Genomic DNA, 26,546 nt, shown 5'->3' with positions numbered 1-26,546 from the left:
TAAAATTTCTCTATCAAGATTTTTTCAATTTATCCTCTGACGCCGCTTTCAAAACCAAATAAGTCTTGCCCGTATGCAGCAACAGCATCTTCATATAAAGACGTTTTATGTGTAGCAACTGCCATGATATCCCTTAAGAACAATTCCATTGGTCCGCCTTTATACAACGCACCACCGCCCAGCGTCAACAGCGATCTAACGGCAATATCCACACAAAGCTTAATCGCTTTGGTGCGAAGAGCAAAAAATTCAGAAGGCGGTGTTTGACAATCATTCTTTTCATAGTCCACTAGCAAATCAATATACTTATCCATTAATGCTTCGGCGATTTGGAAATCAGTCGTCATTTCGGCTAATACCCGCTGGCTTCTTGGTGACTCACTTTCCCTTACCCCATCCATTAAGCGTACTCGTTTTTCCGTGAGTGCTTTAAATTCTTTCAGCATCCGCTCTGCTCCGCCAAGGGCCATGTATGGAAATCCAATATAGAAAGAAGGAAAGAATGGGACATGATAGAAAGGATAATTCGTATCATATTCATCTAAAGGCGGTCTTCTTGTTAGTTCCGCTTGATCTAACCGTAGAATACGTTCCATTGGCACATATACATCATTAGCAATAATCTGATTGCTTCCTGATCCTCTTAACCCGAATGTGTCCCAATTACGAACGATTTCTACTTCAGAAGTTTTCAACATTGGCAGGCAATATACAGGTTTCTCACTGTTAGGGAATTGAATCATGACCCCGACACCAACCCATTCACTATAGTTGATGCCACTGACAAAGCTCCATTTTCCACTAATGCGGTAACCATCGCCATCCTGTTCTGCTTTGCCTAACGCAGCAAAGATATCGGCAATCAATCCGCCCTGATTGATGATTTCATCTGCACCTTTTTCAGGAAGAAAAGCCGGGAGCATGTTGTGAAGCGGATAGAGATAGGTCAGCCATGCTGCTGAAATATTATAATTAGCTACCTTGCGAACGACCTTAGCAAACGTTTTCAAATCTGCCTGCGGACCGCCATATTTCTTTGGAAGCATCATTCGTGAAATTTGAGTTTCTTTAATGAGATCCACCACGTTTTGCGAAATGGTGGCATTTTTTTCTGCCTCAGCCGTCTCCTGCTCAGCTAATTTACCGATTCGTTCTGCGCCTTCTAGTAAATCTTCAACAGTGACAGGTGTTTCGTTTAATACTTGATTTGTCATTTTCTACACCCCTTCTTGTTTATTAAAACTAATAGGTTATGGACCATGTCCGTTGCATAAATAATCTTTGGCATCGCTTACATTTGCGGTTCATCAAAGTAACCACTGTTTGTAACTTGTAAATAAAGTTTAATACAATTCGAAATATTCCATCTAGGGCAGAGAATGTTCATGTTTTTATAATAAATAGACACTTATTGTTCATCACCCCAAAAGTACTGTTGCGGCGCCCCATTCCGGTGCCCCTAGATTTGCGAAAAAGGACTAAGAAAAAACCACCCGGCTTAAGCCGGATGGCGTCTAGTCAAACGTAATTTCCCCTATAGCAATTAACGATTTAATGATTAACAACAATTGATGCATCTCATTTGGGTCACGAAGATCTTTTTCGAGCAAGCCTTCAATCCGGCTGATCCGATGCCGGAGCCCGCTCATCGATAAGGCTAGATCGATCATGGTTTGTTCAAGCTTGCCTCCGTTCAGCAAAAAGCTATATAACGTTTTCAACAGTTCCAGCATTTTGGGATCCTGAATGTTATTCAATGGTCCCAGCTCCTGCGCGGCGATCATTTTGATTCCACTAATATTCTTTGAATTGATTAACACCCCTACGATCCCTAATGATTGAAACGAAACCATCTTCTGCTTGACTGCTAATCTTAACGCAATGGCTGCTTCCTCATAGCATCGAGAAGCTTGACCTATATCCTCCCCTAAGCGGCTGATGCCCAGTTTAAATAGACCCTTGGGATAGGTATGATTCAAAAAATCGAAGTATTCCTGCATCACATTTTGAATCGTCTTCTTTTGAAATGTTTCAATTGTCATTAATAACACCATGCTGCCTTCACGGTGCCCAGCCAAAATAGTATGTTTTTTGTCCTTAAAATAACGGAATGTCGTTTCAAATATTTGTTCTTGCAAAAGGAAGTCATCTTCTATCGAGCCTTGAGTTTTCCGATATTCCATCACTGCTATATAATATTTCTGCTCCAGGTTAACACCGGTATACTTCCCCCGCTTGATGACTTCACTTGCAGGCAGACTGCCCTCTAGGATTTGTTCAAGAAAACTGCCTTTCATTCTTTCAAATGTTTCAAACCTTGTTTTTTCATTTAATAGAATCAGAGAGGCCGCATTGGCAAATCGGTCTAAAAATAAATAATCTTCTTCATGATAATGATTTTTCATATCTTCATAGAGAAAGGAGCAATAACCGATTACCTCCTTTTGTAAAAGGATTGGGGTAATCAGACGTTCTTGTATGGAGGTTTTGATGATTTTTTTTCTAAAAGGTAAATGCGGCGGCTTTGTGATTAATTGTAATTTTTGAAGATAACTTTCCATATCTGGTTTGATAACCATATATTTTTCCTGGTCCAGCCCCGAATAGGTAATCGTTTGATGAAGCGTATCTTCTACGATAATAGGAATCTGCACCATTTCATAAACCATATCAGCGATTGTCTGCAAGTCGCTGCCATTGATAATCTCCTCTGTTAATTGGTTTTGGAAATGGGCCAAGCGGGTAACCACATTTTTTTGGTCAAGTAATTGATCGTAGGTTAGCTCAAGTTCCTTTACAATCGGTGTTTCATTGTAAAAATCAAGTCCATCCTCTTCCTGAGATTCCTCTTCCTGAGATTCCTCTTCCCATTCGTTTTTTGGCTTCATTACCCAGCGGCACTCCGAATCCCCTCTGCCAACACAAGCAATTTCCTTAGCCAAAAGCGGCTCCTCAAATACGGTAGACATAAAACCGCTCGCAAAACCAATTAGCGTATGACAAACGGGTCCTTTTGACTGTCCTAAGCGTTTAAGATGCTCCTCGGCCTCATAGGAATCGTACCAAGTTCCAGATGAATAAAAAGATTGAATCTTTTTATTTTCCATTAGTTTATACGTGCAATCATGTTTAATCCCACTAATATGGCCATTTTGAATGTGGAGGATTGGTCCAAACCGGATGAGATTTTCTAAAGAGGTTTCCGTCCTTAGTGATTCATTGGCCACTTTAACTCCCATTTCCCAGCCATAATGAAATAAAAATCCCTTTATCCTTTTGATGCCAATATTTTTAACCAGCTGTTCCCTCAGAATCCCAAAAACGGAAGCAGATGTGATTATTTTCCGATCAGCTGTAACATGATCTTGGCTAAAACTTTCTTCTGAGATTTTAACGGTCATGCCAACACATCCTGTTTGATAGATTTAACATTAAGGTATGTAATTGTAACAGTACTTTATCAAGCCTTCAGCCGCTAAGTTATAATGTAAGCGCACACATATTATTCTATTAAAAAAATCCGATTACTTCAAATCCTTTTACTGGCAAGACTGTCCTTTCCTATTCTGATAATCTAAAAACTTGGGGGAATTTAACATTTGCTTTCTTAAAGATCATACACTTCCATCACAAGAAGCAAGAGAACCGTCCCCTTGCTTCTTTGAATGAAAGTTCAAAGTAACAGACAAAAGTCTAAATGAGAATTATAATGTATAATAGAGAATCTTATGGATTAAGTAATTTTCTTTAACAATGAAATCAACTTAGTGATTCCACTATAGTTAACTTAATAAACAGCTATTACCAACAAAGTTAAGAAGTTGAGTGCGTTCTACTTGACAATACAATAAATTGTATATGATAATACTTATTGAATTAGAATTATTATAGTTAACAAACAACTATTAAACCATATTAGGAGGAATTTGATTATGTCATTAATCGGCAAAGAAGTACAACCATTCAAAGCACAAGCTTACAGAAACGGTGAATTTATCGAGGTTAGCGATCAAGATTTAAAAGGTCAATGGAGTGTCGTTTGCTTCTATCCAGCGGACTTTACCTTTGTTTGCCCAACGGAGCTTGAGGATCTTCAAAATCAATATCCTACACTTCAGGAACTTGGCGTAGAAGTATTCTCTGTTTCAAGAGATTCTCATTTCACACATAAAGCATGGCACGATTCATCAGAAGCAATTGGTAAAATTACCTATACTATGATTGGTGACCCTGCACATGTTCTATCTCGTAACTTTGATGTATTTATCGAAGAACTAGGACAAGCTGACCGCGGAACATTCATCATTGACCCGGATGGTATTATCCAAGCTATTGAAATTAATGCAGATGGCATTGGCCGTGATGCAAGCACACTAATTAACAAGATTAAAGCAGCCCAATATGTTCGCAACAATCCAGGAGAAGTTTGCCCAGCTAAATGGCAAGAAGGTTCTGCAACATTAAAGCCTAGCCTTGACCTTGTAGGTAAAATCTAAGCAGTACATTTAAAAAATCTAAGGGAATTGGAAGCTTCCAATTCCCTTTTTTAGTACATAATGAAAACTACTATTTTGGATTTACAGCATACCTTTTAAAAACCTAGTGATATTGGGATTTTTCTCTTGACTGGTAATAATTTTTATATGATAATAATTATTGAATTAGAATTATTATTATTTACTTACTACTCAACTGACTCGCAGGAAAAATTTAAGGAGTGAGATTATGATACTAGATAAAGAAATAAAAGCTCAATTAGCCCAATATCTTCAACTTATGGAGGGAGACGTGCTGCTTAAAGTAAGTGCAGGTTCCGATGAGGTGTCTCGCGACATGCTAGATTTGGTAGACGAATTGGCCAACATGTCATCCCATATTAAAGTCGAGAAAACCGAATTACAAAGAACACCAAGCTTTAGTGTAAATCGTGCCGGTGAAGATACTGGAGTCACTTTTGCTGGTGTGCCGCTTGGACACGAATTTACTTCATTAGTATTAGCTCTATTGCAAGTCAGCGGCAGAGCTCCTAAGGTTGATCAGAAGCTTATTGACCAAGTAAAAAACATTAAAGGCGAATATCATTTCGAATCTTACATCAGTCTTACCTGCCACAACTGTCCAGATGTTGTCCAAGCTTTAAACATCATGAGTACGCTAAACCCTGGAATTACGCATACGATGATTGATGGAGCAGCGTTTAAAGAAGAAGTAGAAAGCAAAGACATCATGGCTGTACCAACTGTATTCCTAAATGGGGAATCATTCGGCAGCGGCCGTATGACACTGGAGGAAATCATCGCCAAGATGGGCAGTGGTTCAGATGCATCCGAGCTTTCTGACAAAGAACCATTTGATGTCCTTGTTATTGGGGGCGGCCCTGCTGGTGCAAGTGCAGCGATCTATGCGGCACGTAAAGGGATTCGTACTGGTATTGTCGCTGAACGCTTTGGCGGTCAGATTATGGACACTCTAGGAATCGAGAACTTTATCGGTACAAAATATACAGAAGGCCCTAAACTAGCAGCAAGTCTTGAAGAGCATGTAAAAGAGTACACTGTCGATGTCATGAACCTACAGCGTGCTAAACGTTTAGAGAAGAAAGACTTTATTGCCGTTGAACTCGAAAACGGTGCTGTTTTAAGAAGTAAAACGGTCATCCTTTCAACTGGTGCACGCTGGCGTAATGTTGGTGTCCCTGGTGAAAAAGAGTTTAAGAACAAAGGGGTAGCCTACTGCCCTCACTGTGATGGTCCATTGTTTGCAGGAAAAGATGTTGCTGTTATTGGCGGCGGTAATTCCGGTATTGAAGCAGCCATTGACCTCGCAGGTATTGTGAAGCACGTAACCGTGCTTGAATTTGCGCCGGAACTAAAAGCTGATTCGGTCCTGCAGGAACGTCTTTACAGCCTACCTAATGTAACGGTTATAAAGAACGCTCAGACAAAAGAAATTACCGGTACTGACAAGGTAAATGGCATTTCTTATATTGAGCGTGAAACAGGTGCTGAACACCACATTGAATTGCAAGGGATTTTTGTTCAGATTGGTCTTGTACCAAATACGGATTGGCTGGAAGGAACACTTGAACGTACACGCATGGGTGAGATTGTTGTAGATAATCATGGCGCAACAAGCGTCCCTGGAGTGTTTGCGGCAGGAGACTGTACAAATAGCCCGTATAAGCAAATCATTATTTCAATGGGATCAGGTGCTACGGCCGCTTTAGGGGCATTCGATTATCTGATCAGAAATTAATTTTTGCATTTACTATACGTACACATTAAGGGAATTGGCTGGCGCCAATTCCCTTGTGACTGTAGAATTTTATTTTTACAATCAAAGATAGATTTCGACATGCACCATCAGATGGATAAAATCACGCTGTATGGTGGGGCGATTACGTCATCCCTATTATTTATTATACTTTACCGTTTTACCGGTTTACGGGATTCACTATTCTTTATCGATCGGAGAATAGATATGATCCCTAAATGTATCAACATACTTATTACCATTTGCAGCCATTACTGCATAAACAACATCTTGCTTTGTTAAATTACGCTTTTTTAACTCCGATTCTAGCCATGAAAACGTTAAATTATTTTGTTCTAAATTTTCTTTAATTATTTCGCCATCCATAATAAGTTCAATAGGTAACTTTTGCTCAGGCATTACCGCAATCATTAAATCCTGTCTTGTTACATTTCTAAATTGCGGCTTTTTTAACACTGTTAATGTCCCATTCGTTTCAACGATTGCAAAGATAACTTCTTCGATGTTAAAAACTTCTCTTTCCCTTAGCTGTTGATTTAAATAATCCAAGGTATAACGCATTTTATTCATGTTTCCTTCTAATACTTTCCCATTTTGTATCACAATGGTTGGATCACCAGCTAGAAATTTTCTACCTTTTCTATTTTTTAATGAAATAATAGCAATCAAAAAAATAATTGCTACATATATAGTAAATGCAATAATGGTATGATGTACCTTTATAGAAGTATTAAAGGCTAAATTTGCTGAAATGGCTCCTAACGAAATTGCTGCAACAAAATCAAACAATGTCATTTGCGATATCGTTTGTTTACCTAATATTCTTGCTCCAATAAGTAATAAACTAAAAGAAGTAATTGACCTCAAAATTACTTCGATTGTTCAGGCATCTTCCCACCCCGATTATCGATTGTTAATCATATCCTATCCTTGTTTTTCTTACTTATTATTTATTTCCCATTAAACGCTAGCCTCAAAATAATCTGTAGGGCCGCTAAATTAACAACCCTTGACCTAATAATGTAATCCTTTCTTGGATAGGATAATATTCCAGATACTTAACTGTTTAGTTATTTTGTCATTGTGAAAATTATTCTGCTCATGATAGAAATAGACGCTGTTTTTTAGGAGTTGAATGAGGTTGAAAAAAAGCTTGCTTGCTGGTCTAGTTTGTCTTATTACAGCTTCTCCCTACTTCGTTTTAGCACAGTCACTTCAAAGCACAAAGATTAACTATAGACAAATGGACTTGCGCCCTATTTCGACGGATGTTATTGTTATTGCTCATCGAGGGGCGTCTGCCTACGGACCGGAAAATACACTAGCAACCTATAAGCAGGCAATACTAATGAAGGCTGATTATATAGAATTAGATTTACAAATGACGAAGGACGGCCAGTTAATTGCCATGCATGATGAAGCACTGGCAAGGACGACCAATGCCAAAAAACTTTTTCCGAATCGTTCTCCATGGCGGGTAAACGATTTTTCACTCGAAGAAATCAGACGTTTGGATGCAGGCTCTTGGTTTAATGGAGCATATCCCGCTCAGGCAAAAACAGAATACATTGGGCAGCATGTCCCCACCCTTGAGGAAGCCATCCAATTTGTAAAACAGTATGGAAATGGAAGAGTCGGTATTTATATTGAAACAAAAACACCGGGCGTGTACCCTGGTATGGAAGAGAAAGTAATAGAAACTTTAAAAAAGACCGATGTTCTCGATGACCGGAATCTTTTTTTGGAATCATTCAGTGAACAAAGTCTTCGTAAATTGATTAGCCTCGCTCCTAAAGTAAAAGTGATTCAGCTTTATAAAGGAAGGACGCTTGCAGGTAAGAATTTGCACCAAGAATTCAAGCGAATCTCGGAATATGCTGCTGGAATCGGTCCCTATAAGGGGTTTGTGTCTCGGAAGTTGATGAAGGCCGCTCATCAGAATCACCTTCTCGTCCATCCGTGGACCGTCAATTCTCAGTATGAAATGGTTTCATTGCTTTCGCTTGGTGTGGACGGTGAGTTCACCAATACGACCGACCAACTCGTGGATTTACTAGAAAAGCCATTTATCTCACATGGAGCAGCCAACGGTCAAGTTACCAACTCATCCGCTATTTTGTGGGCTCGTACCAATGGAGATACAAGAGTACAATTTGAAATTTCAACTGACAGCCATTTTAAAACAAATCTTCTTGATAAAACCAGCCATGCTGATGATCAGCATGATTTTATCGTAAGTGTTGAATTTGTCGGATTAAAGCCTGGTACAAAATATTATTACCGGGCTCATGCGGTCTCTAGCCAATATTATGTGACCGGTTCGTTTCAAACAGAACCTGAGAAAACAGCAAAAGGCCAATAGTGATGTATGATAATTGCTATTCGGCTTTCTAATTACGCTGAATTTATATAAAAACAAACAAAAAATAGCAGCCCCATCAACATTGACGGACGCTGCTATTTTTTTATGGTTTCATTGTCTCCCAGCTGCCAACATGGTGAACAGCTACTCCGCTGTACCCAGGCGTACCGGTATAGAAGCTTTTTACTTTCGCCAATTCCTGGTTCATGTATGCTTCGCCTTCTTCAAAAAAGGAGATTGCTCCACCTTCATCAGTCTGTCCTGTTTCTACACCAATAACAAGCTGTTTATTGTATTTTCCCGCAAGGGCTATTTCATTTTTGACTAAGTCAATAATCATGGGTGCTGAATCACGGTAAGCCATAATAGTGACGCCATTTGTATTGGCGATCACCCATTCAGCAAGTGTTCCTTTTCCATAAATGTTTTTATAGGAAGTCTCATCAAACCAGAAAGGGATGTCTGCTTCTAAAGGAAGTGTTAACGAAACTGCACTGCTGTTCGCTTTTATTAATAATGATTGATAGGATTTTACCGTAGCAGCCTGATTGGTTGACCAGCCGCTGTATAAATAAGGTTCAACATCTAAGTGAACACCAGCAAATTTTTGATCAGAAGATGATCCATTTTGATAAGTCTTTAGCCAATTCATTAATAGGTCTACGTTTCTGTCGCCTTTTGGCGCCACCCAGTTAGGTCCGCCATCTAGGGCGTATATCTTCATTCCTTTGGCAGAAGCCTTCTCGATAAAACTTCGGTAAACGGTTAGCGGGATATCACGGTCAATTTGCAAATAGACTTTGTTCACGTGCTTTCCTTCTAGGAAAGCGAGAGTACCTGATTCATCATTCACCACTTTCCATGGATTCCAAAGCCATGTAGCCAGCGTTTCTGTATCCGATGCTTTGACATTCCATCCTAAACCGCCAGCAAAAATCGAGAAAAAGACAACTACTGAGATTACTAGTTTTTTCACTATTTTCCCCTCCACTCTGTCACCCATGGCTCACAGAATGGAACCTGGCAGCCAGACGACCGTACGCTAAGATTGCGGTTAGGCTCATAGCTTTGCGTCCTTCCCTTTCGGAGAAGTTTGCCTTTATCAGAATTATTTTTTCTACCATACATCTTGTGTTCAGGTCTAAATTATATAATAATTTTCTATCTATCGAAATAAAGATTTTTAAATAAATATGAACTTTCTCTTAGTTATTGCAAACTAGAGATAACCTCTTTAAAAAGCATCCTAAATTGCTCGCGATCCTCTGCTGTAAAGGGCTTTGGTCCTTTTGTTCGTTTTCCGCTTTTTCGAGCCATTGCACTAAAATAGCGTGTTTGTAATAATTGGTCAATGTTTTCATTTGTATAGCGAAACCCTTTATGATGGAGGACTATATTTCCTTTTGCTAAACCTAGCGAAGCAAGACCATAATCCTGCGTAATAATTATATCCCCAGCTTCTGCCAGCTTCATGATCCGATAATCGGCCGCATCTGCTCCAGAATCAACATAAATGGTTTCCACACCTGAAGGTTGCTCTGCATTAGAAAAATGAGAAAAGCTAGTAACAAGAATAACAGGAATATTTACCTTCCTACCCTCAGAAATAACAACATCTTTTACCGGACAAGCATCGGCATCCACATAAATTTTCATCTGTATATCTCTCCCCTAAAGAAGTTCGAATACTAGTGATACTATTGATTAATTGAGCTTTTGTCAAACAATGTAAGTAAAGGGACGGTTCTCATAGCGGATAATCGGAAGTTTTGCGCGCAAAAAGGCACAACTAGTTTAATGAGCTAGTTGTGCCTTTGATTTTTCTAAGTAAAAGATCCATTTGATCGCCAGAGAAGAGTGGAGCCGCGGTCCCTGTCCTATGGGAATTCAATGTATTGGTGTCCCTCTTTTTGTTCATATTGTCATTAACATTTCAGGAATATTTTAATATAAAAAGCCCCCAAGACTATGTATCACTAAATCAATACACCCATCCTTCTTGAAACGCCTGTTTTCATTGCAGCAGCAGCAACGGCTTCTGCAACATGTGCTGCTACCCTCTGATCAAAAGGATTTGGGATGATATAATCCGCATTTAGTTCTTCCTCTAAAATTAAACCAGCTATCGCATGGACAGCTGCAATCTTCATTTCCTCATTGATTTCTTTTGCCCGAACATCTAATGCCCCGCGGAAAATTCCCGGAAACGCTAAAACATTATTGATCTGATTTGGATAGTCAGACCGCCCTGTGCCTACTACCAAGGCTCCCGCTTGTTTTGCTTCTTCCGGCATAATCTCAGGTACCGGGTTGGCCATGGCAAAGATAATCGGATTACGCTTCATAGTACGAACCATTTCTTTCGTTATGGCACCTTTCTCCTGTCGAAGCAGGTGCGATTGGAACATATGGATTATACGGGATGATGTTCGGTGCCATACTCTTCGGAACACTAGCCGATCGTATTGGAAGGAAAAGCGTTATTAGTATTACGTTAATTCTGTTTAGTTTATTTACATTCTTATGCGGCTTTGCCAATACACCTACTGTTTTCTCAACCTTACGCTTCTTTGCAGGATTAGGACTGGGAGGAATCATGCCGAATGTCATCGCATTGCTGACCGATTATGCCCCAAAAACAATGAGAAGTATGGTCGTCTCCATTGTGCTGTGCGGCTATTCGGTCGGAGGAATCCTCGCTCCTTTATTAGGAATTCTTTTAATGCCTAATTTCGGCTGGCAATCTATCTTCTGGTTTGCAGGCCTGCCTCTATTACTATTGCCGTTTATTCATAAGCAATTACCGGAAACGGCTAGTTACTTGATTCGAAAAGATAAAAAAGAAAAATTATTTTCCACTCTTGCAAGGTTAAATCCAGAATTGAAATTGAATCAGAATGATGAATTTGTAGAAATGAAATCAAAAGAGTCTAGCCTTCCAGTTATTGATCTATTTAAAAATAAGAGGGGATTAAGTACCCTTATGTTTTGGGTGGCCTTTTTCAGCTGCTTATTGATGGTTTACGGTTTAAATACATGGCTTCCAAAATTAATGATTGAAGCTGGATATGGACTAAATTCAAGTTTAGCTTTCTTAATTGCTCTTCAAGGCGGAGCCATTATTGGAACGCTGATAATCGGACGACTTTGTGATAAATACGGTGCCAAAAAGATGCTTGTTCCCATGTATGCCTCAGGTGCAATTGCATTGACCATCCTGGGATTTGGAGGAAATTCCTTTTTGATTTACCTCTTAGTAGCGATTGCAGGTGCTGCGACAATTGGTGCACAAAATATTGTACAGGCCTATGTATCCCAATACTACCCTCCATACGTCAGATCCACTGCCTTAGGGATGGCATCTGGTATTGGCAGAATTGGCGGTATGCTTGGACCACTATTAGGGGGATTCCTCCTATCGATTACTTTACCTATACACATGAATTTCATTGCATTCGCCATTCCAGGATTAATAGCAGCATTGGCCCTTGCATTAGTACCAGCAAAGAATGCCCACAAACATGAAAGCGATACCACTTTAGAATCTGTTATGAAAGTCACCAATCTATAAAAGCACAGGAAAAGCACAGGGACGGTTCTAATGCTTCTGGAGCAAGAGAACCGTCCCCGTGCTTTCACCTGTCCTAAAAGAAAAGCCGTCCTTCGATATAATGGAAGGTACGGCTTTTCATGTTAGGCTAATTTTGGTTTGAATTCTCCGATGATGGTTTGATGGCCTTTATTTTGTTCGTATGCTTGTGATTGCTCAAGGTCAAATTGTTCCATGATTGGCAGGTCACTGACTGAGAATAGATAGGAATCTTCGTCTGCTACATGCTCATGCCATGCCCAGTTTGGAACGACAAAATAGTCTCCTGCTGACCAGTCAAAACGGACACCGTTGATAACACTGTATCCTGACCCTTTATATACATTATAAATGGTCGCATGGGTGTGGCGATGTGCTTTAGAATGATATCCTTTCGGAAGCTTCTGCATCCAGGATGCAATATTTTTATTCGCCGTTTCTCCCGTTGATGGGTTAATGTACTCTACTGCATATCCATCATAAAGATCTGGCTCATACCTGCTTAAACCGATAATCGCATCTTCTGTTTTGTTCCATTTATATGCACCAAGCGGAGCAGACTTTGGATAGCGGTCACTGATTGGCCGAACCATTCCACCCTCATAGCGGTGAGAAGAGATGTTATCTGGTACTTTTGGTTCTTCTAGTTTTTCTGGATATGGCTCAAAGAAGGTACCACCCATGGAATAAATTACTGGGATATCCAGCACATCCATCCAAATCATTGGCTTATCACCTATATGACCGTGACCATGCCAAAGATTCTTTGGGGTAATCAAGAAGTCTCCTTCTTCCATGAAAATCCGCTCACCTTGGACAATCGTATAAGCCCCTTCACCATGTGTAATAAAACGCAGGGCGGCTTGTGAATGACGATGGGATGGAGCTTTCTCTCCTGGTAAGATTAATTGTGCTGCTGCATAAAGAGTTTGTGTCGTCGAAGCCCAGCCCCAAGGCTGACGGTACGTTAAGCCTGGGTTTTGGAAATAAATCGCTCTTCTTTCTCCGCCGCGATCAGGAGTGAAGATCGTGGAAGCTTCCATTAATTTTTTATAAATCACTTCGCCTTTCCACAAATAAGCCTGTGCCTGTGGTTCTGGCTGTTTATGCATTAAAGCCGGAATTGCCTCCCAAAGAGGTCCCAGATTATATTGTTCAAGATCCTTATTAAAGTCCAATACTAGTTTACTAATCATAAATTCTGTTTTCTCAGCCATAAAAAAACCCTCCCTATACTAACCTAGTTTCGATAGATTGCGTTGAATTTGTCCAAAATGCTTACTCGCATGCTCCACAATTAAGTGGTTCACAATAAACGAAATTGGTTTTGTTCCAAAATTAGGATTGCGGCTTGGCGCTTCCGCTGCTAGGTCAGCGCTATCTAAGCTGCTAAATTCCACTTCCACTTGATCTTTTAATCTAGTAAGTTCGTTAACGATTTCTTCCACACTTCGCTGATCCGCAGCTGCAACTGCATCTAGACGTGCTTGCTGCAGGTGATTTCTTCCCCATTCCGCTCCAGGATTGGCTTTTAAATAGTTTATTTCACTAATCCAATAGGGAATAGCTTCTAAGACATGACATAAGATTTCCATGATGGACCATTCTTCCTCGCTTGGTTTCCAGCGAATGGTCTCCTCTGAAAGGCTGTTGGTTGTTTGAATCATTTGCTCTAACGATTGTTGAACCGATTCGATAGATGGCTGAATCGTGGTCATTGACATTATAATTTCACCTCAACAGCCACTTTTTTGACCGTGTTTTCTAGTGAACCAATTTGATCAATTTCGATTTTAACGACATCCCCATCTTTAAGGAAGGTTTGCGGGTTCATTGCAAACCCTACTCCGCCTGGGGTACCTGTTAAAATGACATCTCCTGGTTCAAGTGTCATTAAGTTGGATAAGAATTCAACTAAGTATTGAACTGAGAATACAAGGTTAGCAGTATTCGTATGTTGTCTTTCTTCACCATTCACGGTTAAAACAACTTCCAAACCAGATGGGTTTGTCAATTCATCAGATGTAATCAGCCATGGACCCATTGGAGCACTACCTTCAACTGTTTTCCCTTGAAGCCACTGAAGGGTACGGCGCTGAATGTCTCGGTAAGTAACATCATTTACAATCGTGTAACCTGCCACATAGTCTAAGGCATCTTCTTGTGATACATTCCGTGCTCTTTTCCCGATAACAAACGCAAATTCCGCCTCATAATCTAGCTGCTCTGAAACTGGGAAGAATGGAATATCGTCTTGCGGACCAATCACAGTATTGGCAAACTTTGCAAATACAACAGGGTATGGTGGAATTTCACGACCCATTTCCAAAATATGTTCCCGATAATTATGACCTACGCAGATCATTTTCCCTGGGTTAGGAACAGGTGCTTCCACTTTTACTTCGTCAATAGAAAGAACAAGTTTGCGGCCTTTGTCCTCCTTGTTTTTCAAAGCATATTGCACTGCTTCCTCTGCTTTTCCTAAACTGTCCTTGCCCCCCTGAAGAAGACCGTTCATATCTGCAGGTACATAGGCTTCAGCAATTTGCTGATAGCGAAGTTGTCCCTCAGATTCTAGCAGCGACTGGTAAGCTAGATTTAAATCAATTACATTATTTCCTTCTACTACTCCTACCCGTGAAACCCCTTCTCTTGCAAACGTTATCAATTTCATTTGTCGGTTCTCCCCTTTTGTTTTTTATGTGTGATTTAATGTTTTCTAAATGACGTATGTGTAACTTGGCATTCACTATATCCACCATTAAGATACAATGGTCACTATTATGATAAAATAGATTTCTGACAATTGTCAATATTAACACTTAAAAAAATAATTTTTGGAGTTAATCTTAAGTCTGTCTCTTTAAAAGTAAGATGGAGTTTGTTATTTTAAAACATATAAACTATTGGAAGATGTATTGGAGGGCAATATGGAAACTGTCGTCAAAAAAGGGGCTACCATTCAATCCTTAGAAATTGGAATGGGGATTATTGATTTAATTGCTAAACATGGAAAGCCAATAAAATTTTCAGAAATTCAAGAGCTTTCTCAGACAACAAAGAGCAACCTCTATAAATATCTGAACACCTTTACTAATTTGGGAATTCTTTATCGAGATAAGGGATCTGGTGCCTACTTACTTGGCAGCAAATTAGTAGAATATGGTATGGCGGCGGTCGACCAGGAAAATGTCCTTGATCGGATAACGCCATACTTAGAACTGCTCAATAGCAAAACTTCCAGTACGGTGTTGTTTTCTATTTGGACGAATAATGGTCCAATGGTTATTAGAATGTTTAATGTAAGCCAAGGCTTTAATATTGGAGCAACGATTGGAACACTGCTGCCGCTTTTTTCCGCTGCAGGTAAAATCTTTATGGCATTCTCGAATGAGGATATTATCCAGAGCTGGAAAGAGAGTGAAAGCCAAAGAATCCCCCAAGAACAGCTTCAACAATTGGAAAAAGAGATTTTGACCATTAAGGAAAAAGAAATTGCATTTGCAAAAGAACCTCTCGTTCCTTCCGTCTCCTCCGTTTCTTTTCCCGTTTTAAATTACAAAAAAGATCTTTTAGGTGCGGTGGCCATTGTCGGCTTTTCCGATCAGATACCAAAAAACGATCAAGATCCTCACAGCGAGTTTATTTTAGAAATCAGCCGGCAGATATCTGCAAGCTTCGGCTACAAATCATAAAAATCATGGGGACGGTTCTCCTGCTTCGGAAGCAGGAGAACCGTCCCCATGATTCATTATTCAGAATTTTTTATTGAAAAATAATTCTATCACGATTATAATCACTTTTAGATAACTAAGTTAACTATTGGTGGATAATTAACTGGATTTTGCAAACGCAATCATTAACGATGATTTTTAAAGATTGGAGGAGATGCATCACTAATTATTACTATTGCTACCATGTTTAAATTAATTAAGCTGTTTTTTTAACAACTAGGGATGGAAAATGAGGAAAAACAAAGGGGAGGAATTTCAAATGAGGAAGGTTAATGTCAATACCTTTATTGATAACCAAAAATTTAACCGCTTTCATTTAGTTTTAATCATTAGCTGTTTGTTTATCATTGTCTGTGATGGTTACGATATGTTTATGTTAGGGGCTATTTTGCCATCGTTAATGCAGGATTGGGGAATTAATCCTGTTGAAGCGGGTAAATTGAGTAGTTATGCCTTATTTGGGATGATGCTTGGGGCCTTGGTTTTTGGTCCCCTCGCTGACAGGATGGGCAGGAAGAACGTAATTTTATTTTGCTGTGCTATATTTACAATTTTCACCTTCACTTCGGGATTCTCAAATGGACCTGCGTCTTTTGGTTTTCAAAGATTTCTTGCGGGACTAGGACTTGGAGGGGTCATGCCAAACCTGATTGCACTAGTGACAGAATATGCCCCAAAGAAATTTCGAAGCACGCTTGTTTCTATCATGTTCAGCGGACATGCAGCCGGCGGTGTTGCAGCTTCTTTAGGAGCACTCTATCTTTTACCTCTATATAGCTGGCGTGCAGTCGTATGGGTTGCGGCCATTCCGGTTTTATTTATCCCAGTTCTTTATAAAACACTTCCGGAATCGTTTGGATATTATATTTTGAAAAATAAAAAGGATAAATTAGCCCAGCTGCTTAATCGAATTGATGGCAACAGCAAGTATAGCTCTACAGATGAGTTTATTTCTGATATACCTGGTAAGGATTCTACCTTTACTGTTCAAAAATTATTTAGTGAAAAGCGTGCGTTTAGTACCATCATGTTTTGGATTGCCGCATTTATGTGTTTACTTGTTATGTACGGCCTTAGTACTTGGCTTCCGAAGCTCATGCAAGCCTCTGGCTTCCCTATTGGGTCAAGCTTGACTTTCTTAATTACATTAAATGTCGGGGCTATTGTTGGGGCGATCTTTGGAGGAAAACTTGCCGACCGCTTTGGTTCAAGGCTTGTCTTACTATCCTTTTTCATTACAGGATTTTTGGCCTTAACCCTGTTAAGCTTCAAGCCAAACATGTTCTTGTTATATGTGCTACTCTTCATTGCAGGAGGAGCTACAACAGGTACACAAATTATTATGAATGCCTATGTGTCCCAATACTATCCTAATGAAATAAGATCAACAGGAGTAGGCTGGGAGCTTGGAATTGGCCGAATTGGCGGAATCCTTGGTCCAACCTTAGGAGGATTCCTGTTAAATTCACAGCTCCCCCTTCAAGTAAATTTCTTAGCATTTGCCATTCCATGCATCATCTCTGCAATAGCCATCCTGCTGGTACGTGAAAAGTATAGTTCGCAATCCATTAGGGCAAGAAAAAATTTAAAAGTAGTATCTTAGAATCACGAGGAATCACGGGGACGGTTCTCTTGCTTACGAAGCAAGAGAACCGTCCCTTTGCCTCCTCACCAAAAAAGGCATGCCGGGAAATATCATCCCTGCATGCCTTTTTCAATCCTATTTCGATAAACTTATCTGAAAAGCAGCCTTAGATTACTCGGGCTGTGACAATTCCCTCGATTTGGCTGATTTTTTCCACCAACCCAGGAATCACTTCCCCATTGACTTTATTTTCAATGTCGATCATGGTATAGGCAAATTCGCCGCGGCTTCTGTTCACCATGTCAGCAATATTTAAATTATAGCTGGAAATAGCTGAAGTAATCTGCCCAACCATGTTCGGAATGTTTCGGTGGAAAGCTGCCACACGACGTTTTCCTGTGTAAGGAAGTTCAGCGTTTGGAAAATTAACAGAGTTTTTGATGTTTCCAGTTTCTAAAAATTCCTTCACCTGACGAGCTGCCATGATGGCACAATTTTCCTCAGATTCTGCTGTAGAAGCACCAAGGTGTGGAATGGAAATTGTATTTTTCATTTTTAATACATTTTCATTCGGGAAGTCCGTAATATACTTACCGACAACTCCTTCTTCCAATGCCACCGCCATATCGACTTCGTTCACTAACTCACCGCGTGAGAAATTCAAAATATGAACACCAGGCTTCATAATGCCGAAGGAATCTTTATTGAACATTCCTTTTGTATCATTAGTTAAAGGCACGTGAACCGTAATATAGTCTGACTCAGCAAATAATTGTTCAATTGTCATGGCACGCTGTACATTACGAGACAAGTTCCAAGCTGTGTCAACAGAGATGAACGGATCAAAACCAATCACATCCATATCTAAATCGAGCGCATCATTGGCTACAAGTGCACCAATTGCACCTAACCCAATAATCCCCAGCGTTTTTCCTTTGATTTCTTTCCCGACAAATTGCTTCTTGCCTGCTTCAACAAGCTTAGGCACCTGGTCTCCTTCGCCTTCTAATGTCTTTGTCCAAGATACACCTGCAAAAAGGTTACGAGATGAAGAAATCAATGACGTTAATACCATCTCTTTTACCGCATTCGCATTGGCACCAGGTGTATTAAAAACAACGATTCCTTGCTCGGTACATTTGTCGACGGGAATATTATTGACACCAGCCCCAGCACGTGCAATTGCTTTTAAGTTATCTCCGAAATCCAGTGAATGCATATTAAAACTGCGAACAACAATAGCATCCGGGTTCTCACTGTCATTATCAATGGTAAAATTCCCTTTATTAAATACCTTTAGCCCGCTTTCCGCGATGCTATTTAATGTTTTAATTGTCTTCACGTTGTCTACTACTAGTGTGCTCATTTGGTATACCTCTCTTTAGATAGGATAATTTATGAAAATATTAAATCTAAATCAACTTTACATTGTACAGAATTTCACAATTATAATATTATGGAAGACCGCCTCCTGGTATATAGAAAGAGGTAAGGGAAGTCTATTCTTCCCTTACCTCTGCCCAGGCGAACGGCTCCGACACCATGTGCTCCCTCACGGTTATCCGTGTTTCGCCAGTTACACAAGGTCTTTTTAATTTATTTGTATTTTAACAAATATTCTAATACTTTTCAATTGTAAAATAAACATATTAAAAACAATGTTTTTACTTTTTAAAGATTAGCAATGTTGACTATCTATGGGCATCAGTTATTCTCTTTATTTTTCAACATACCAAAAACCTGCTCCACATCTTTATCGCCTCGTCCCGATAAATTCACAATCAGCAGGTCATCCGCTGTTAATTCTTTTGCGAGTTTAACTGCATAGGCTACTGCATGAGAGCTCTCTAGTGCTGGAATAATCCCTTCTGTCTTACTAAGTAATAGAAATGCATCTAAGGCTACCTGTCCCGTAACCGTTACATACTCACCTCTGCCGCTTGTCTTTAAATAGCTATGCTCTGGACCCACACCAGGATAATCAAGCCCAGCGGCAATCGAGTAGGTTGGTTTGGGATCTCCCTTTTCGTCTAATAACGTTAAACATTTAAACCCATGGATGACGGCTGGTACCCCTTCACTTAGGGTCGGAGCCTCCGCTGGTTCTACCCCGATCAGCCGGACATCTTCTTCGTCAATGTAGTGAGCAAATGCCCCAATAGCATTACTTCCGCCGCCCGCACAAGCAATGACTGCAGTTGGCAGTTTTCCTTCCTTTTCCAGAATCTGACGTTTGGATTCTTCACTAATAATCGCCTGAAAATGTTTGACCATCGTTGGATACGGATGTGGTCCAACAGCAGACCCCAATAAATAAAACGTATTTTTATAGTTTTGGACTAAATCGCCTAAAGCCTCATCAACTGCATCCTTCAGGCGGCCTTGTCCTTTTGAAACAGGAACGACCTTGGCACCAAGTAATTCCATTCGAAAGACATTAAGTGCTTGCCGTTCGGTATCTAACTTGCCCATATAAATGACACATTCCATTCCAAACATTGCACATGCTGTTGCCGTTGCAACGCCATGCTGGCCTGCTCCTGTTTCTGCGATAATCCGCTTAACACCCATTCGCTTGGCTAATAAAATTTGCCCGATCGCATTATTGATCTTATGCGCTCCTGTATGGTTCAGGTCTTCTCGCTTTAAGTATATTTTTGCTCCGCCGATTCTTTCCGTTAAATTTTCAGCGTAGGTTAAAGGATTTTCTCTGCCAATATACTCTCTTAAATAGTATTTATATTCTTCAATAAATTCAGGATCATCCTTATAGCGCAAAAACTGTTGTTCCAACTCGTTCATCACGGTTTGCAAATCCTCTGGAACAAAGCTTCCTCCAAATTCACCAAAATATCCTTTGTTCTCTGCTCTAACTTTTTCCATGCTCTCCTCGTCTCCTTCTAATCTATGTTTCAGTTCAGTTAATACTGAATATTCTAACTACTATTTTAACATTTTACTCGATTCTAGCAAATTATTTTAATCAGGATGGTCATAGCTCCTAAATAAGAAAAGTACCTTCGGAAATTTCCCAAAGGTACTTTAGTATAAAATGATTTGGCCTAAAGATAATCAAGCACTAATTTAGTCACGCCGTGAATTTTTTAAAAATCAATGTGGCATTATGTCCGCCGAAACCTAATGAATTTGAAAGAACGACTTGTACATCCTTCGTCTTTGCCACATTAGGGACATAATCTAAGTCTAGTTGTTCATCCGGTGTTTCATAGTTAATGGTTGGTGGGATGATCCCTTCCTTAATCGCTAAAAGAGATAAAATCGCCTCAATTGCCCCCGTTGCCCCCAATAAATGGCCTGTCATTGATTTTGTCGAACTGACCGAAAGCTTATAAGCATGGTCCTTGAACACTTCTTTAATCGCTAATGTTTCGTATAAATCGTTATAATAAGTGGATGTCCCATGGGCATTGATATAGTCCACTTGTTTCGGTTCTATTCCAGCATCCGCTAAGGCTAAATTCATTGCGCGCTGGGCCCCTTCGCCGTCTGGTGCAGGAGTTGTAATATGATGTGCATCTCCTGTAGCCCCGTAGCCGATTAGTTCTCCATAGATGTGAGCACCACGGGCTAAAGCATGGTCTAATTCCTCTAACACGACAATCCCCGCGCCTTCACCAATCACAAAACCATCACGATTCTTATCAAAAGGCCGGCTTGCTGTAGCTGGATCTGGATTTTTTGAAAGAGCAGTCATGTTAGAAAAGCCGGCAACGGTCATCTCTGTAATCGTTGCTTCTGTTCCACCGGCAATCATCATATCCACATCGCCTTTTTGAATCACCCGGAAGGCATCGCCGATTGAATTGGCACCAGATGCACAAGCGGTAACGGAACAATTGTTGATTCCCTTTGCACCGAGTTCGATGGAAACTTGACCTGCCGCCATATCCGGGATAAACATTGGAATCGTAAATGGATTAACTCTTCTTTGGCCTTTTTCAATAAATTTCTTATGTTGTTCCTCAAACTCACCTAAACCGCCAATTCCAGATCCAATCCAAACCCCGACTCGTTCAGGCTGAATATCCTCACCTATTTGTATGCCCGCATCCTGGACAGCCATTTTACTTGCGGCCACAGCAAACTGACTATAACGTCCCATTCTTCTAGCTTCTTTTCGATCCATAAATGCTTCTGGGGAAAAGTCTTTTACTTCAGCAGCAATTTTCACATCCACTTTTTCGATATCAAATAATGTTGCAGGACCAACACCTGAAATTCCATTTTTAATGTTATCCCATGTAGTGAAAGCATCATTCCCCAAAGGAGTGACGGCTCCAATACCTGTAATCACAACTCTATTCATTAAACGTTCTCCCCCACCCGTTTTTATTAAAAAGTATCACAAATACCTTTATTCCCTTCGTCCATCCCTTCTATTCTAACGAAAATAGGGGTGTTGGACAAATAAGGAGCAAACAAAGGGACGGTTCTATTGCTTCTCGAAGCAGAAGAACCGTCCCTTTGTTTGCTTGTGTGACTGCTGGCTTTAATTTAAACCTTATCGAAAGGTGATTATTTTTTTACAACATTATATCGTTTTAGCACATTTTTCCCAAATAAAGTAAGGACACGATCCATAAAATATCCCATTAAGCCAAGTAAGACGAGGCCTACGAAGATCCAATCCGTTTTAAAGTAGAGTCTTGCATTCCAAATCATGTAGCCAATTCCCTCATTCGCTGCCACCATTTCAGCTCCGACGATGGCCATGAAAGAGGAGCCCATGGCTAGTTTAGCTCCTGTAAAGATATAAGGAAGTGATGCAGGTATAATAACATGAAACATAATTTGGACTTCTGAAGCCCCCATACTTCTAGCAGAGCGAATTTTGTCTTCCTCGACAAACAGTACACCAGTAATAGTATTGATGATCACAATAAAGAAGGTTGCATACATGATTAGAAAGATTTTGGATTGCTCTCCAATCCCGAACCAAAGCATGAATAAGGTAATAAAGGCAAGGGGTGGAATAAAGCGAACAAAATTGATAATCGGATCGAGCAACACTCTAAGCACTGTAAAGCGGCCAATTAATAAACCAATCGGGATAGCAATCAAATTCCCGAGCGTCCAACCAATAATCACCCTCAGGAAGCTCGCGCCCATGTAAGTAACTAACGAGCCATCCTTACTTAGATCTACCGCTCCTTGCCAAACAACGAATGGGCTGGGCAAAAACTGGGGATCAGAAAAAGCCGCAGCAATGCTCCATATCAAAACAACCAAAATCCAGCCTAACATGCCACTCTTTAAGATCATTTTCATAAAGGAAAACTGTAATCGAATTTTCGGCAGGGAAGCTTGATCTCTTTTTAATTCATTTCTTTGTGCATACACTTACTTTTCCCTCCTTTTAATCAAAATGTGATTGGATCTGTTGATAAATATGGTGAAATTCTTGATCTGTGAAATTTCTTGGATAGGCTAAAGGAATTTCATAGATAGTAGAAATATTGGACGATGGACCAACAGACATTACGCCAACTCTTTGACCAAGTAAAAGGGCTTCTTGAATGTCATGGGTGACAAAGATAATCGTTTTATTTGTCTCTTTCCATATTCTTACCAATTCTTGCTGCATGGTTCGCCTGGTCATCGCATCTAGTGCGCCAAAGGGCTCATCCATTAGGAGAATATCAGGGTCATTGGCTAAGACCCTCGCTAATTGGACGCGTTGTTTCATTCCTCCTGATAGTTCCTTTGGAAATTTCCCTTCATGTCCCTTTAAGCCAACAAGTTCGATAAAGGAGGAGGACTTTACCTCACGGATCGATTTTGGAACCTTCTCCATTTTTAGCCCGAACTCAACGTTTTCTTTAACAGTTAACCACGGAAAAAGGGCAGAATCCGCTTGCTGAAAGACAACGCCTCGATTTCTTCCAGGCTTATAGACTTTTTCATTATCTACTAAAACTTCTCCAGCGGTATTTTTGATAAAACCAGCAATGATGTTAAGCAATGTTGACTTCCCGCACCCGCTTGGACCGAGCAGAATATAAAATTCACCGCGTTCAATTGTTAAATGAACGTTCTCTAAAATATAAGTAGAATTGCCATTAAACGATTGAGATAACCCAGAAATGGAGATTACAGAGTTTTTTTCGAGTTCTTTTAGGGCTGTGTTCATAAGGTCCCCTCCCTTTTCTTAATAGGTAACAGACTCAGGTAATGCCTTCTTAATCGGATCTAAACTTAATTTATCTTTTAAACTAAAAGATTTACTTAATATTCCTTTATCATCCATCCACTTTTTCATATTCTCCAGATGGGAAGCATCTTCCTTGGTAAAGCCAAGAACATAATTGTTTCTATCAAGATCCTTCATCACACCATCCTCTGGCAATTTCAACTGTTCAAAGGCCAGCTTGGCTGTTTCCTCTTTATGACCTTGGACATACTGGACCCCTTCGTTAAGAGCCTTTAATGCATTTTCAACCGCTTTAGGATTTTCTTCAACCAATGATTTTTTGGCAAGTAGGTAACTATCAATCGTTATACCTGCCCCGGTTAAGTCATCAATTTGATGGACGCCTTCAATACTTTTAAATTTTTCTAAAAGTGCACCGCTCACCCATACGGCGTCAATATCTCCTTTTTTCACCCCTACAATCGCTTCATCCGGTGTGCTGTAGGGAACAGAGGTGACATCTTTTTGGCTTAAATCATGGGCTTTCAAATACTGTGCCCAAACATATTCATTAACGGTGCCTTTATTAACCCCTATTTTTTTTCCTTTTAAATCTGCCGCGCTCTTTATATTGTCATTCGCAAGCAGTTGATTGGCCTTCGATGTCTTGTCATTTCCGCGGGTAAGGGTAGCTACTATGACCAAATCTCCTTTTGCTAATGAATTAATGGCAACATAATCAGCCGCAATCCCCGTATCTGCTTGTTCAGTTAAAACCGCATTGATCGTATCTACACCCATCGCAAAATTTGAAAGCTTAGCATCAACCTTTTGTTCTTTAAAATATCCTTGTTTCTCTGCCTGCCTAAACTGAAGCGAGCCTCCTGCCGCTGTATCAATTGCCATTCGAATGGTATTTGTTTCATCTTTGGCTGCTTTTGCGCTCCCCGATGTTTCATTCGAGGAGTTAGAGCATCCGGCTATTAGTAAACTACTAACTAGCGAAAATAGTATAATAGAAAATTTTATCTTATTCATTATCATCATCCCCTTAGCTGTTATCTGATTGGCGTATAATGGCTTCATCTATTCTTGCGACGCAAAGTGCTCCTTCTTCATATGATTCTTCAGTGCCTGCAACCAGAGCGACCGAATCGGTGCCGATACCTGCCGCATTAGGGACTCTAAATGATGCCACGTCGAGTGGAACAATCTCTTTTTCATCTGGTCTTTCAAGCTGTGGCACCCATTCATATGGGAGACGGTAAGCACGGTAGACCATATTCGAGTTTCGGCCGTTTTTATAAGGGGAGATATATTCCCAAACAAGTTCATGATCACGGGTTACCTCAAAAATTCTTCCATCCGCTCCTTCGGTTATCAGCGTATTTCCATTAGGAAGTCTTTGGGCTGAACTGATATACGGGCTGTAAAACCGGTACGAATCTAATGGAGCTTGGAATCCAGCTTCCGTAGGAGTGTATTGCCATTCAATTTCAAGTGTAACTGGATTGATTTCTAAGATTCTTGAGTGATCACGAACCGCATTTTTTATACCATAAGGTGAGGAAGGATTCGGAAGACCATAACCACCCCAGCCTCCATTATCAAATACAAGCAGATTGCCTTCGCCCGGTAAACCATGCGGAATAATATGGGCATGATGCTGACCGATAATCCATCCGATATGTTTCACATCTGGAGTTGAATAATCCGGTCCTAGTTTCCAAACAATTTTTCCTGTCTTCTTATCAATAATCGCAATAATATTCGACTCTCTGGCATCCCAGATAATATTATCTGGATGGAAGCGCTCGTCTCCTTGATCGTAAAATTTATTTGGCCCTATTGTGGACATGGAGTTAATATGCATCCAATCTCCGTCTGTATCGTTTCCAAAGCCTCGTAAATTCGGATCACGGAAAAGTACATTTTTGGCACTTTCATCAAATCCAAGCTCATCGAAATGATCACTTACGGACCATTCCCAAAGGATAGTTCCTTCCCAATCGACCTCGACAATGACGTCATCTAGCAGAGGTTTGTCAGAGACTTCAGGCTTATGAACGTTTCTGTGAGCCAAGATAAGCGTCTTTCCGCTTTCTACTTTCGATTCCAATCCTGGAACATAGTAGCCAACTGGATTGCCTTCTCGTTGGTAATCATGATGGGCTCTCGCCATCCATTGTGGTTCATGACCTGGGTCTTCTATGTATTCGAGCCGGTCAAATTTCCAAACAATATTACCATCCCAATCAACTTGAACTAAATCCGCTTCATCTTGAAAACTAAATTTAGGATCCCGTTGTTTTGTATGCCCCAAAACATAACCGCCTGGCAGCATCTTATTCGGAAAGCCGCGAAGTCCTTTCCACAAGTGAACTTCCTTGCCATTCATATCAATTAATAAGGCACCATGATCTGCTGCTTGAAAAATCGTGTAACCACTCCAAGCTTTTTGGGGATTAAAAACTGTTGCTCCTGTTGGATAAATAGATGGATGACCCAAATTAAACACTCCTTGTTTTTTAAAGTTTAATAAATAAAAAGGATATAGAAATGATTAGGAAACTAACATTTCTATATCCTTTGGTTGACCAATTGGATAAGTTTGCTATTTAACTAGTTAAATTATTACAAGACTCCTCCTATTTTTTAAAAATAGGCTATATTAAAAGTTATTTGTTGATTTTTTAGCATGTTGGTTGGAGCGGAAGGCGGCGAAGGCTCCCCTGCACGCCCGCGGAAAGCGAAGCCCTGGAGCGGAAATCAACATTCAAGATTAACACAGCCTAAAAATAAAAAAGGATACAGAAATGAAAAAAATCATTTCTGTATCCTTTGGTTGACCA

The 26,546-nt window shown here is 40.1% G+C and carries 21 protein-coding genes, 1 pseudogene and 2 riboswitches; of the genes and pseudogenes, 6 read left to right on the top strand and 16 right to left on the bottom strand.

The window, feature by feature from the left end:
- Positions 1 to 29: 29 nt before the first annotated feature.
- Entirely contained in the window at positions 30 to 1,214 is a 1,185-nt protein-coding gene (locus L1999_RS03345) for an acyl-CoA dehydrogenase family protein (protein WP_235742214.1), read from the bottom strand.
- Between the two features lie 300 nt (positions 1,215 to 1,514).
- On the bottom strand, positions 1,515 to 3,401 hold the full coding sequence (locus L1999_RS03340; protein WP_235742213.1) for a V4R domain-containing protein: 1,887 nt from the start codon (positions 3,399 to 3,401) through the stop codon (positions 1,515 to 1,517).
- 531 nt (positions 3,402 to 3,932) lie between these two features.
- Here L1999_RS03340 and ahpC point away from each other — a divergent pair.
- Positions 3,933 to 4,496 carry an alkyl hydroperoxide reductase subunit C gene (gene ahpC / locus L1999_RS03335; protein ID WP_235742212.1) on the top strand — a complete coding sequence of 188 codons (564 nt, stop codon included), beginning with the start codon at positions 3,933 to 3,935 and terminating at the stop codon, positions 4,494 to 4,496.
- A gap of 229 nt (positions 4,497 to 4,725) precedes the next feature.
- Positions 4,726 to 6,255 carry an alkyl hydroperoxide reductase subunit F gene (ahpF, locus tag L1999_RS03330; protein WP_235742211.1) on the top strand — a complete coding sequence of 510 codons (1,530 nt, stop codon included), beginning with the start codon at positions 4,726 to 4,728 and terminating at the stop codon, positions 6,253 to 6,255.
- A gap of 198 nt (positions 6,256 to 6,453) precedes the next feature.
- Here the strand turns inward: ahpF and L1999_RS03325 are convergent, their stop codons facing one another.
- Positions 6,454 to 7,152 carry a DUF421 domain-containing protein gene (locus L1999_RS03325; protein ID WP_235744236.1) on the bottom strand — a complete coding sequence of 233 codons (699 nt, stop codon included), beginning with the start codon at positions 7,150 to 7,152 and terminating at the stop codon, positions 6,454 to 6,456.
- A 262-nt stretch (positions 7,153 to 7,414) separates the two neighbouring features.
- Here L1999_RS03325 and L1999_RS03320 point away from each other — a divergent pair, with 262 nt between their 5' ends.
- A complete protein-coding gene (locus L1999_RS03320) occupies positions 7,415 to 8,635 on the top strand; it encodes a glycerophosphodiester phosphodiesterase family protein (protein ID WP_235742210.1) in 1,221 nt (406 codons plus the stop codon).
- Between the two features lie 103 nt (positions 8,636 to 8,738).
- On the opposite strand, the gene L1999_RS03315 is transcribed toward L1999_RS03320, so the two are convergent.
- From L1999_RS03315 to L1999_RS03305, 3 genes and pseudogenes are all read right to left on the bottom strand, one after another.
- A complete protein-coding gene (locus L1999_RS03315; RefSeq protein WP_235742209.1) occupies positions 8,739 to 9,611 on the bottom strand; it encodes an amidase in 873 nt (290 codons plus the stop codon).
- Positions 9,612 to 9,654: 43 nt separating this feature from the next.
- A riboswitch (cyclic di-GMP riboswitch) is annotated at positions 9,655 to 9,743 on the bottom strand.
- Positions 9,744 to 9,844: 101 nt separating this feature from the next.
- Positions 9,845 to 10,291, bottom strand: coding sequence for a YaiI/YqxD family protein (locus tag L1999_RS03310; RefSeq protein WP_235742208.1), 447 nt, complete (start codon positions 10,289 to 10,291; stop codon positions 9,845 to 9,847).
- Between the two features lie 320 nt (positions 10,292 to 10,611).
- Positions 10,612 to 11,010 (bottom strand): annotated as a pseudogene (locus L1999_RS03305) (malic enzyme-like NAD(P)-binding protein); the annotation flags it as partial.
- A gap of 47 nt (positions 11,011 to 11,057) precedes the next feature.
- On the opposite strand from L1999_RS03305, the gene L1999_RS03300 reads away from it, so the two are divergent.
- Positions 11,058 to 12,206 (top strand): MFS transporter, encoded by a 1,149-nt coding sequence (locus tag L1999_RS03300; RefSeq protein ID WP_235742207.1) that lies wholly within the window; start codon positions 11,058 to 11,060, stop codon positions 12,204 to 12,206.
- Between the two features lie 122 nt (positions 12,207 to 12,328).
- Here the strand turns inward: L1999_RS03300 and L1999_RS03295 are convergent, their stop codons facing one another.
- From L1999_RS03295 to L1999_RS03285, 3 genes are read right to left on the bottom strand one after another with little or no spacing between them, the layout of a single operon-like run.
- The gene (locus L1999_RS03295; RefSeq protein ID WP_235742206.1) at positions 12,329 to 13,441 is read right to left on the bottom strand and encodes a cupin domain-containing protein; all 1,113 of its coding nucleotides are present in this window, start codon (positions 13,439 to 13,441) and stop codon (positions 12,329 to 12,331) included.
- Between the two features lie 18 nt (positions 13,442 to 13,459).
- Entirely contained in the window at positions 13,460 to 13,948 is a 489-nt protein-coding gene (locus tag L1999_RS03290) for a DinB family protein (protein WP_235742205.1), read from the bottom strand.
- Complete coding sequence (locus L1999_RS03285; RefSeq protein WP_235742204.1) at positions 13,948 to 14,898, bottom strand: fumarylacetoacetate hydrolase family protein; 951 nt, start codon at positions 14,896 to 14,898, stop codon at positions 13,948 to 13,950. The genes L1999_RS03290 and L1999_RS03285 overlap by 1 nt, the downstream gene beginning before the upstream one ends.
- 256 nt (positions 14,899 to 15,154) lie before the next feature.
- Here L1999_RS03285 and L1999_RS03280 point away from each other — a divergent pair, with 256 nt between their 5' ends.
- Positions 15,155 to 15,919 (top strand): IclR family transcriptional regulator, encoded by a 765-nt coding sequence (locus L1999_RS03280; protein ID WP_235742203.1) that lies wholly within the window; start codon positions 15,155 to 15,157, stop codon positions 15,917 to 15,919.
- 298 nt (positions 15,920 to 16,217) lie between these two features.
- The gene (locus tag L1999_RS03275) at positions 16,218 to 17,561 is read left to right on the top strand and encodes an MFS transporter (RefSeq protein ID WP_235742202.1); all 1,344 of its coding nucleotides are present in this window, start codon (positions 16,218 to 16,220) and stop codon (positions 17,559 to 17,561) included.
- Between the two features lie 148 nt (positions 17,562 to 17,709).
- Here the strand turns inward: L1999_RS03275 and L1999_RS03270 are convergent, their stop codons facing one another.
- From L1999_RS03270 to L1999_RS03240, 7 genes are all read right to left on the bottom strand, one after another.
- The gene (locus L1999_RS03270; RefSeq protein ID WP_235742201.1) at positions 17,710 to 18,909 is read right to left on the bottom strand and encodes a phosphoglycerate dehydrogenase; all 1,200 of its coding nucleotides are present in this window, start codon (positions 18,907 to 18,909) and stop codon (positions 17,710 to 17,712) included.
- Positions 18,910 to 19,054: 145 nt separating this feature from the next.
- Positions 19,055 to 19,133: riboswitch (ZMP/ZTP riboswitch) on the bottom strand.
- A gap of 114 nt (positions 19,134 to 19,247) precedes the next feature.
- Positions 19,248 to 20,426 (bottom strand): tryptophan synthase subunit beta, encoded by a 1,179-nt coding sequence (gene trpB, locus L1999_RS03265; protein ID WP_235742200.1) that lies wholly within the window; start codon positions 20,424 to 20,426, stop codon positions 19,248 to 19,250.
- Between the two features lie 205 nt (positions 20,427 to 20,631).
- Complete coding sequence (fabF, locus tag L1999_RS03260; RefSeq protein ID WP_235742199.1) at positions 20,632 to 21,870, bottom strand: beta-ketoacyl-ACP synthase II; 1,239 nt, start codon at positions 21,868 to 21,870, stop codon at positions 20,632 to 20,634.
- A 209-nt stretch (positions 21,871 to 22,079) separates the two neighbouring features.
- Positions 22,080 to 22,832, bottom strand: a complete 753-nt coding sequence (locus L1999_RS03255; RefSeq protein ID WP_235744235.1) for an ABC transporter permease — start codon at positions 22,830 to 22,832, stop codon at positions 22,080 to 22,082.
- 88 nt (positions 22,833 to 22,920) lie between these two features.
- On the bottom strand, positions 22,921 to 23,694 hold the full coding sequence (locus L1999_RS03250; protein ID WP_235742198.1) for an ABC transporter ATP-binding protein: 774 nt from the start codon (positions 23,692 to 23,694) through the stop codon (positions 22,921 to 22,923).
- A gap of 18 nt (positions 23,695 to 23,712) precedes the next feature.
- Complete coding sequence (locus L1999_RS03245) at positions 23,713 to 24,732, bottom strand: ABC transporter substrate-binding protein (protein WP_235742197.1); 1,020 nt, start codon at positions 24,730 to 24,732, stop codon at positions 23,713 to 23,715.
- Between the two features lie 13 nt (positions 24,733 to 24,745).
- A complete protein-coding gene (locus L1999_RS03240) occupies positions 24,746 to 26,203 on the bottom strand; it encodes an aryl-sulfate sulfotransferase (RefSeq protein ID WP_235742196.1) in 1,458 nt (485 codons plus the stop codon).
- Positions 26,204 to 26,546 lie beyond the last annotated feature (343 nt).

It is taken from the genome of Neobacillus drentensis (genome assembly GCF_021560175.1).
Taxonomy (GTDB): Bacteria; Bacillota; Bacilli; order Bacillales; family Cytobacillaceae; genus Neobacillus; species Neobacillus drentensis_A.
Note: the sequence above shows the minus strand (reverse complement) of the source record. Positions and strands in the feature narration are given on the sequence as shown.

Excerpts from the sequence above, each read along its gene's own strand:
- L1999_RS03345 (WP_235742214.1), bottom strand. The coding sequence starts at position 1,214 with ATGACAAATCAAGTATTAAACGAAACACCTGTCACTGTTGAAGATTTA.
- L1999_RS03340 (WP_235742213.1), bottom strand. The coding sequence starts at position 3,401 with ATGACCGTTAAAATCTCAGAAGAAAGTTTTAGCCAAGATCATGTTACA.
- ahpC (WP_235742212.1), top strand. The coding sequence starts at position 3,933 with ATGTCATTAATCGGCAAAGAAGTACAACCATTCAAAGCACAAGCTTAC.
- ahpF (WP_235742211.1), top strand. The coding sequence starts at position 4,726 with ATGATACTAGATAAAGAAATAAAAGCTCAATTAGCCCAATATCTTCAA.
- L1999_RS03310 (WP_235742208.1), bottom strand. The coding sequence starts at position 10,291 with ATGAAAATTTATGTGGATGCCGATGCTTGTCCGGTAAAAGATGTTGTT.
- L1999_RS03300 (WP_235742207.1), top strand. The coding sequence starts at position 11,058 with ATGATGTTCGGTGCCATACTCTTCGGAACACTAGCCGATCGTATTGGA.
- L1999_RS03295 (WP_235742206.1), bottom strand. The coding sequence starts at position 13,441 with ATGGCTGAGAAAACAGAATTTATGATTAGTAAACTAGTATTGGACTTT.
- L1999_RS03290 (WP_235742205.1), bottom strand. The coding sequence starts at position 13,948 with ATGTCAATGACCACGATTCAGCCATCTATCGAATCGGTTCAACAATCG.
- L1999_RS03285 (WP_235742204.1), bottom strand. The coding sequence starts at position 14,898 with ATGAAATTGATAACGTTTGCAAGAGAAGGGGTTTCACGGGTAGGAGTA.
- L1999_RS03280 (WP_235742203.1), top strand. The coding sequence starts at position 15,155 with ATGGAAACTGTCGTCAAAAAAGGGGCTACCATTCAATCCTTAGAAATT.
- L1999_RS03275 (WP_235742202.1), top strand. The coding sequence starts at position 16,218 with ATGAGGAAGGTTAATGTCAATACCTTTATTGATAACCAAAAATTTAAC.
- L1999_RS03270 (WP_235742201.1), bottom strand. The coding sequence starts at position 18,909 with ATGAGCACACTAGTAGTAGACAACGTGAAGACAATTAAAACATTAAAT.
- trpB (WP_235742200.1), bottom strand. The coding sequence starts at position 20,426 with ATGGAAAAAGTTAGAGCAGAGAACAAAGGATATTTTGGTGAATTTGGA.
- fabF (WP_235742199.1), bottom strand. The coding sequence starts at position 21,870 with ATGAATAGAGTTGTGATTACAGGTATTGGAGCCGTCACTCCTTTGGGG.
- L1999_RS03255 (WP_235744235.1), bottom strand. The coding sequence starts at position 22,832 with ATGAAAATGATCTTAAAGAGTGGCATGTTAGGCTGGATTTTGGTTGTT.
- L1999_RS03250 (WP_235742198.1), bottom strand. The coding sequence starts at position 23,694 with ATGAACACAGCCCTAAAAGAACTCGAAAAAAACTCTGTAATCTCCATT.
- L1999_RS03245 (WP_235742197.1), bottom strand. The coding sequence starts at position 24,732 with ATGAATAAGATAAAATTTTCTATTATACTATTTTCGCTAGTTAGTAGT.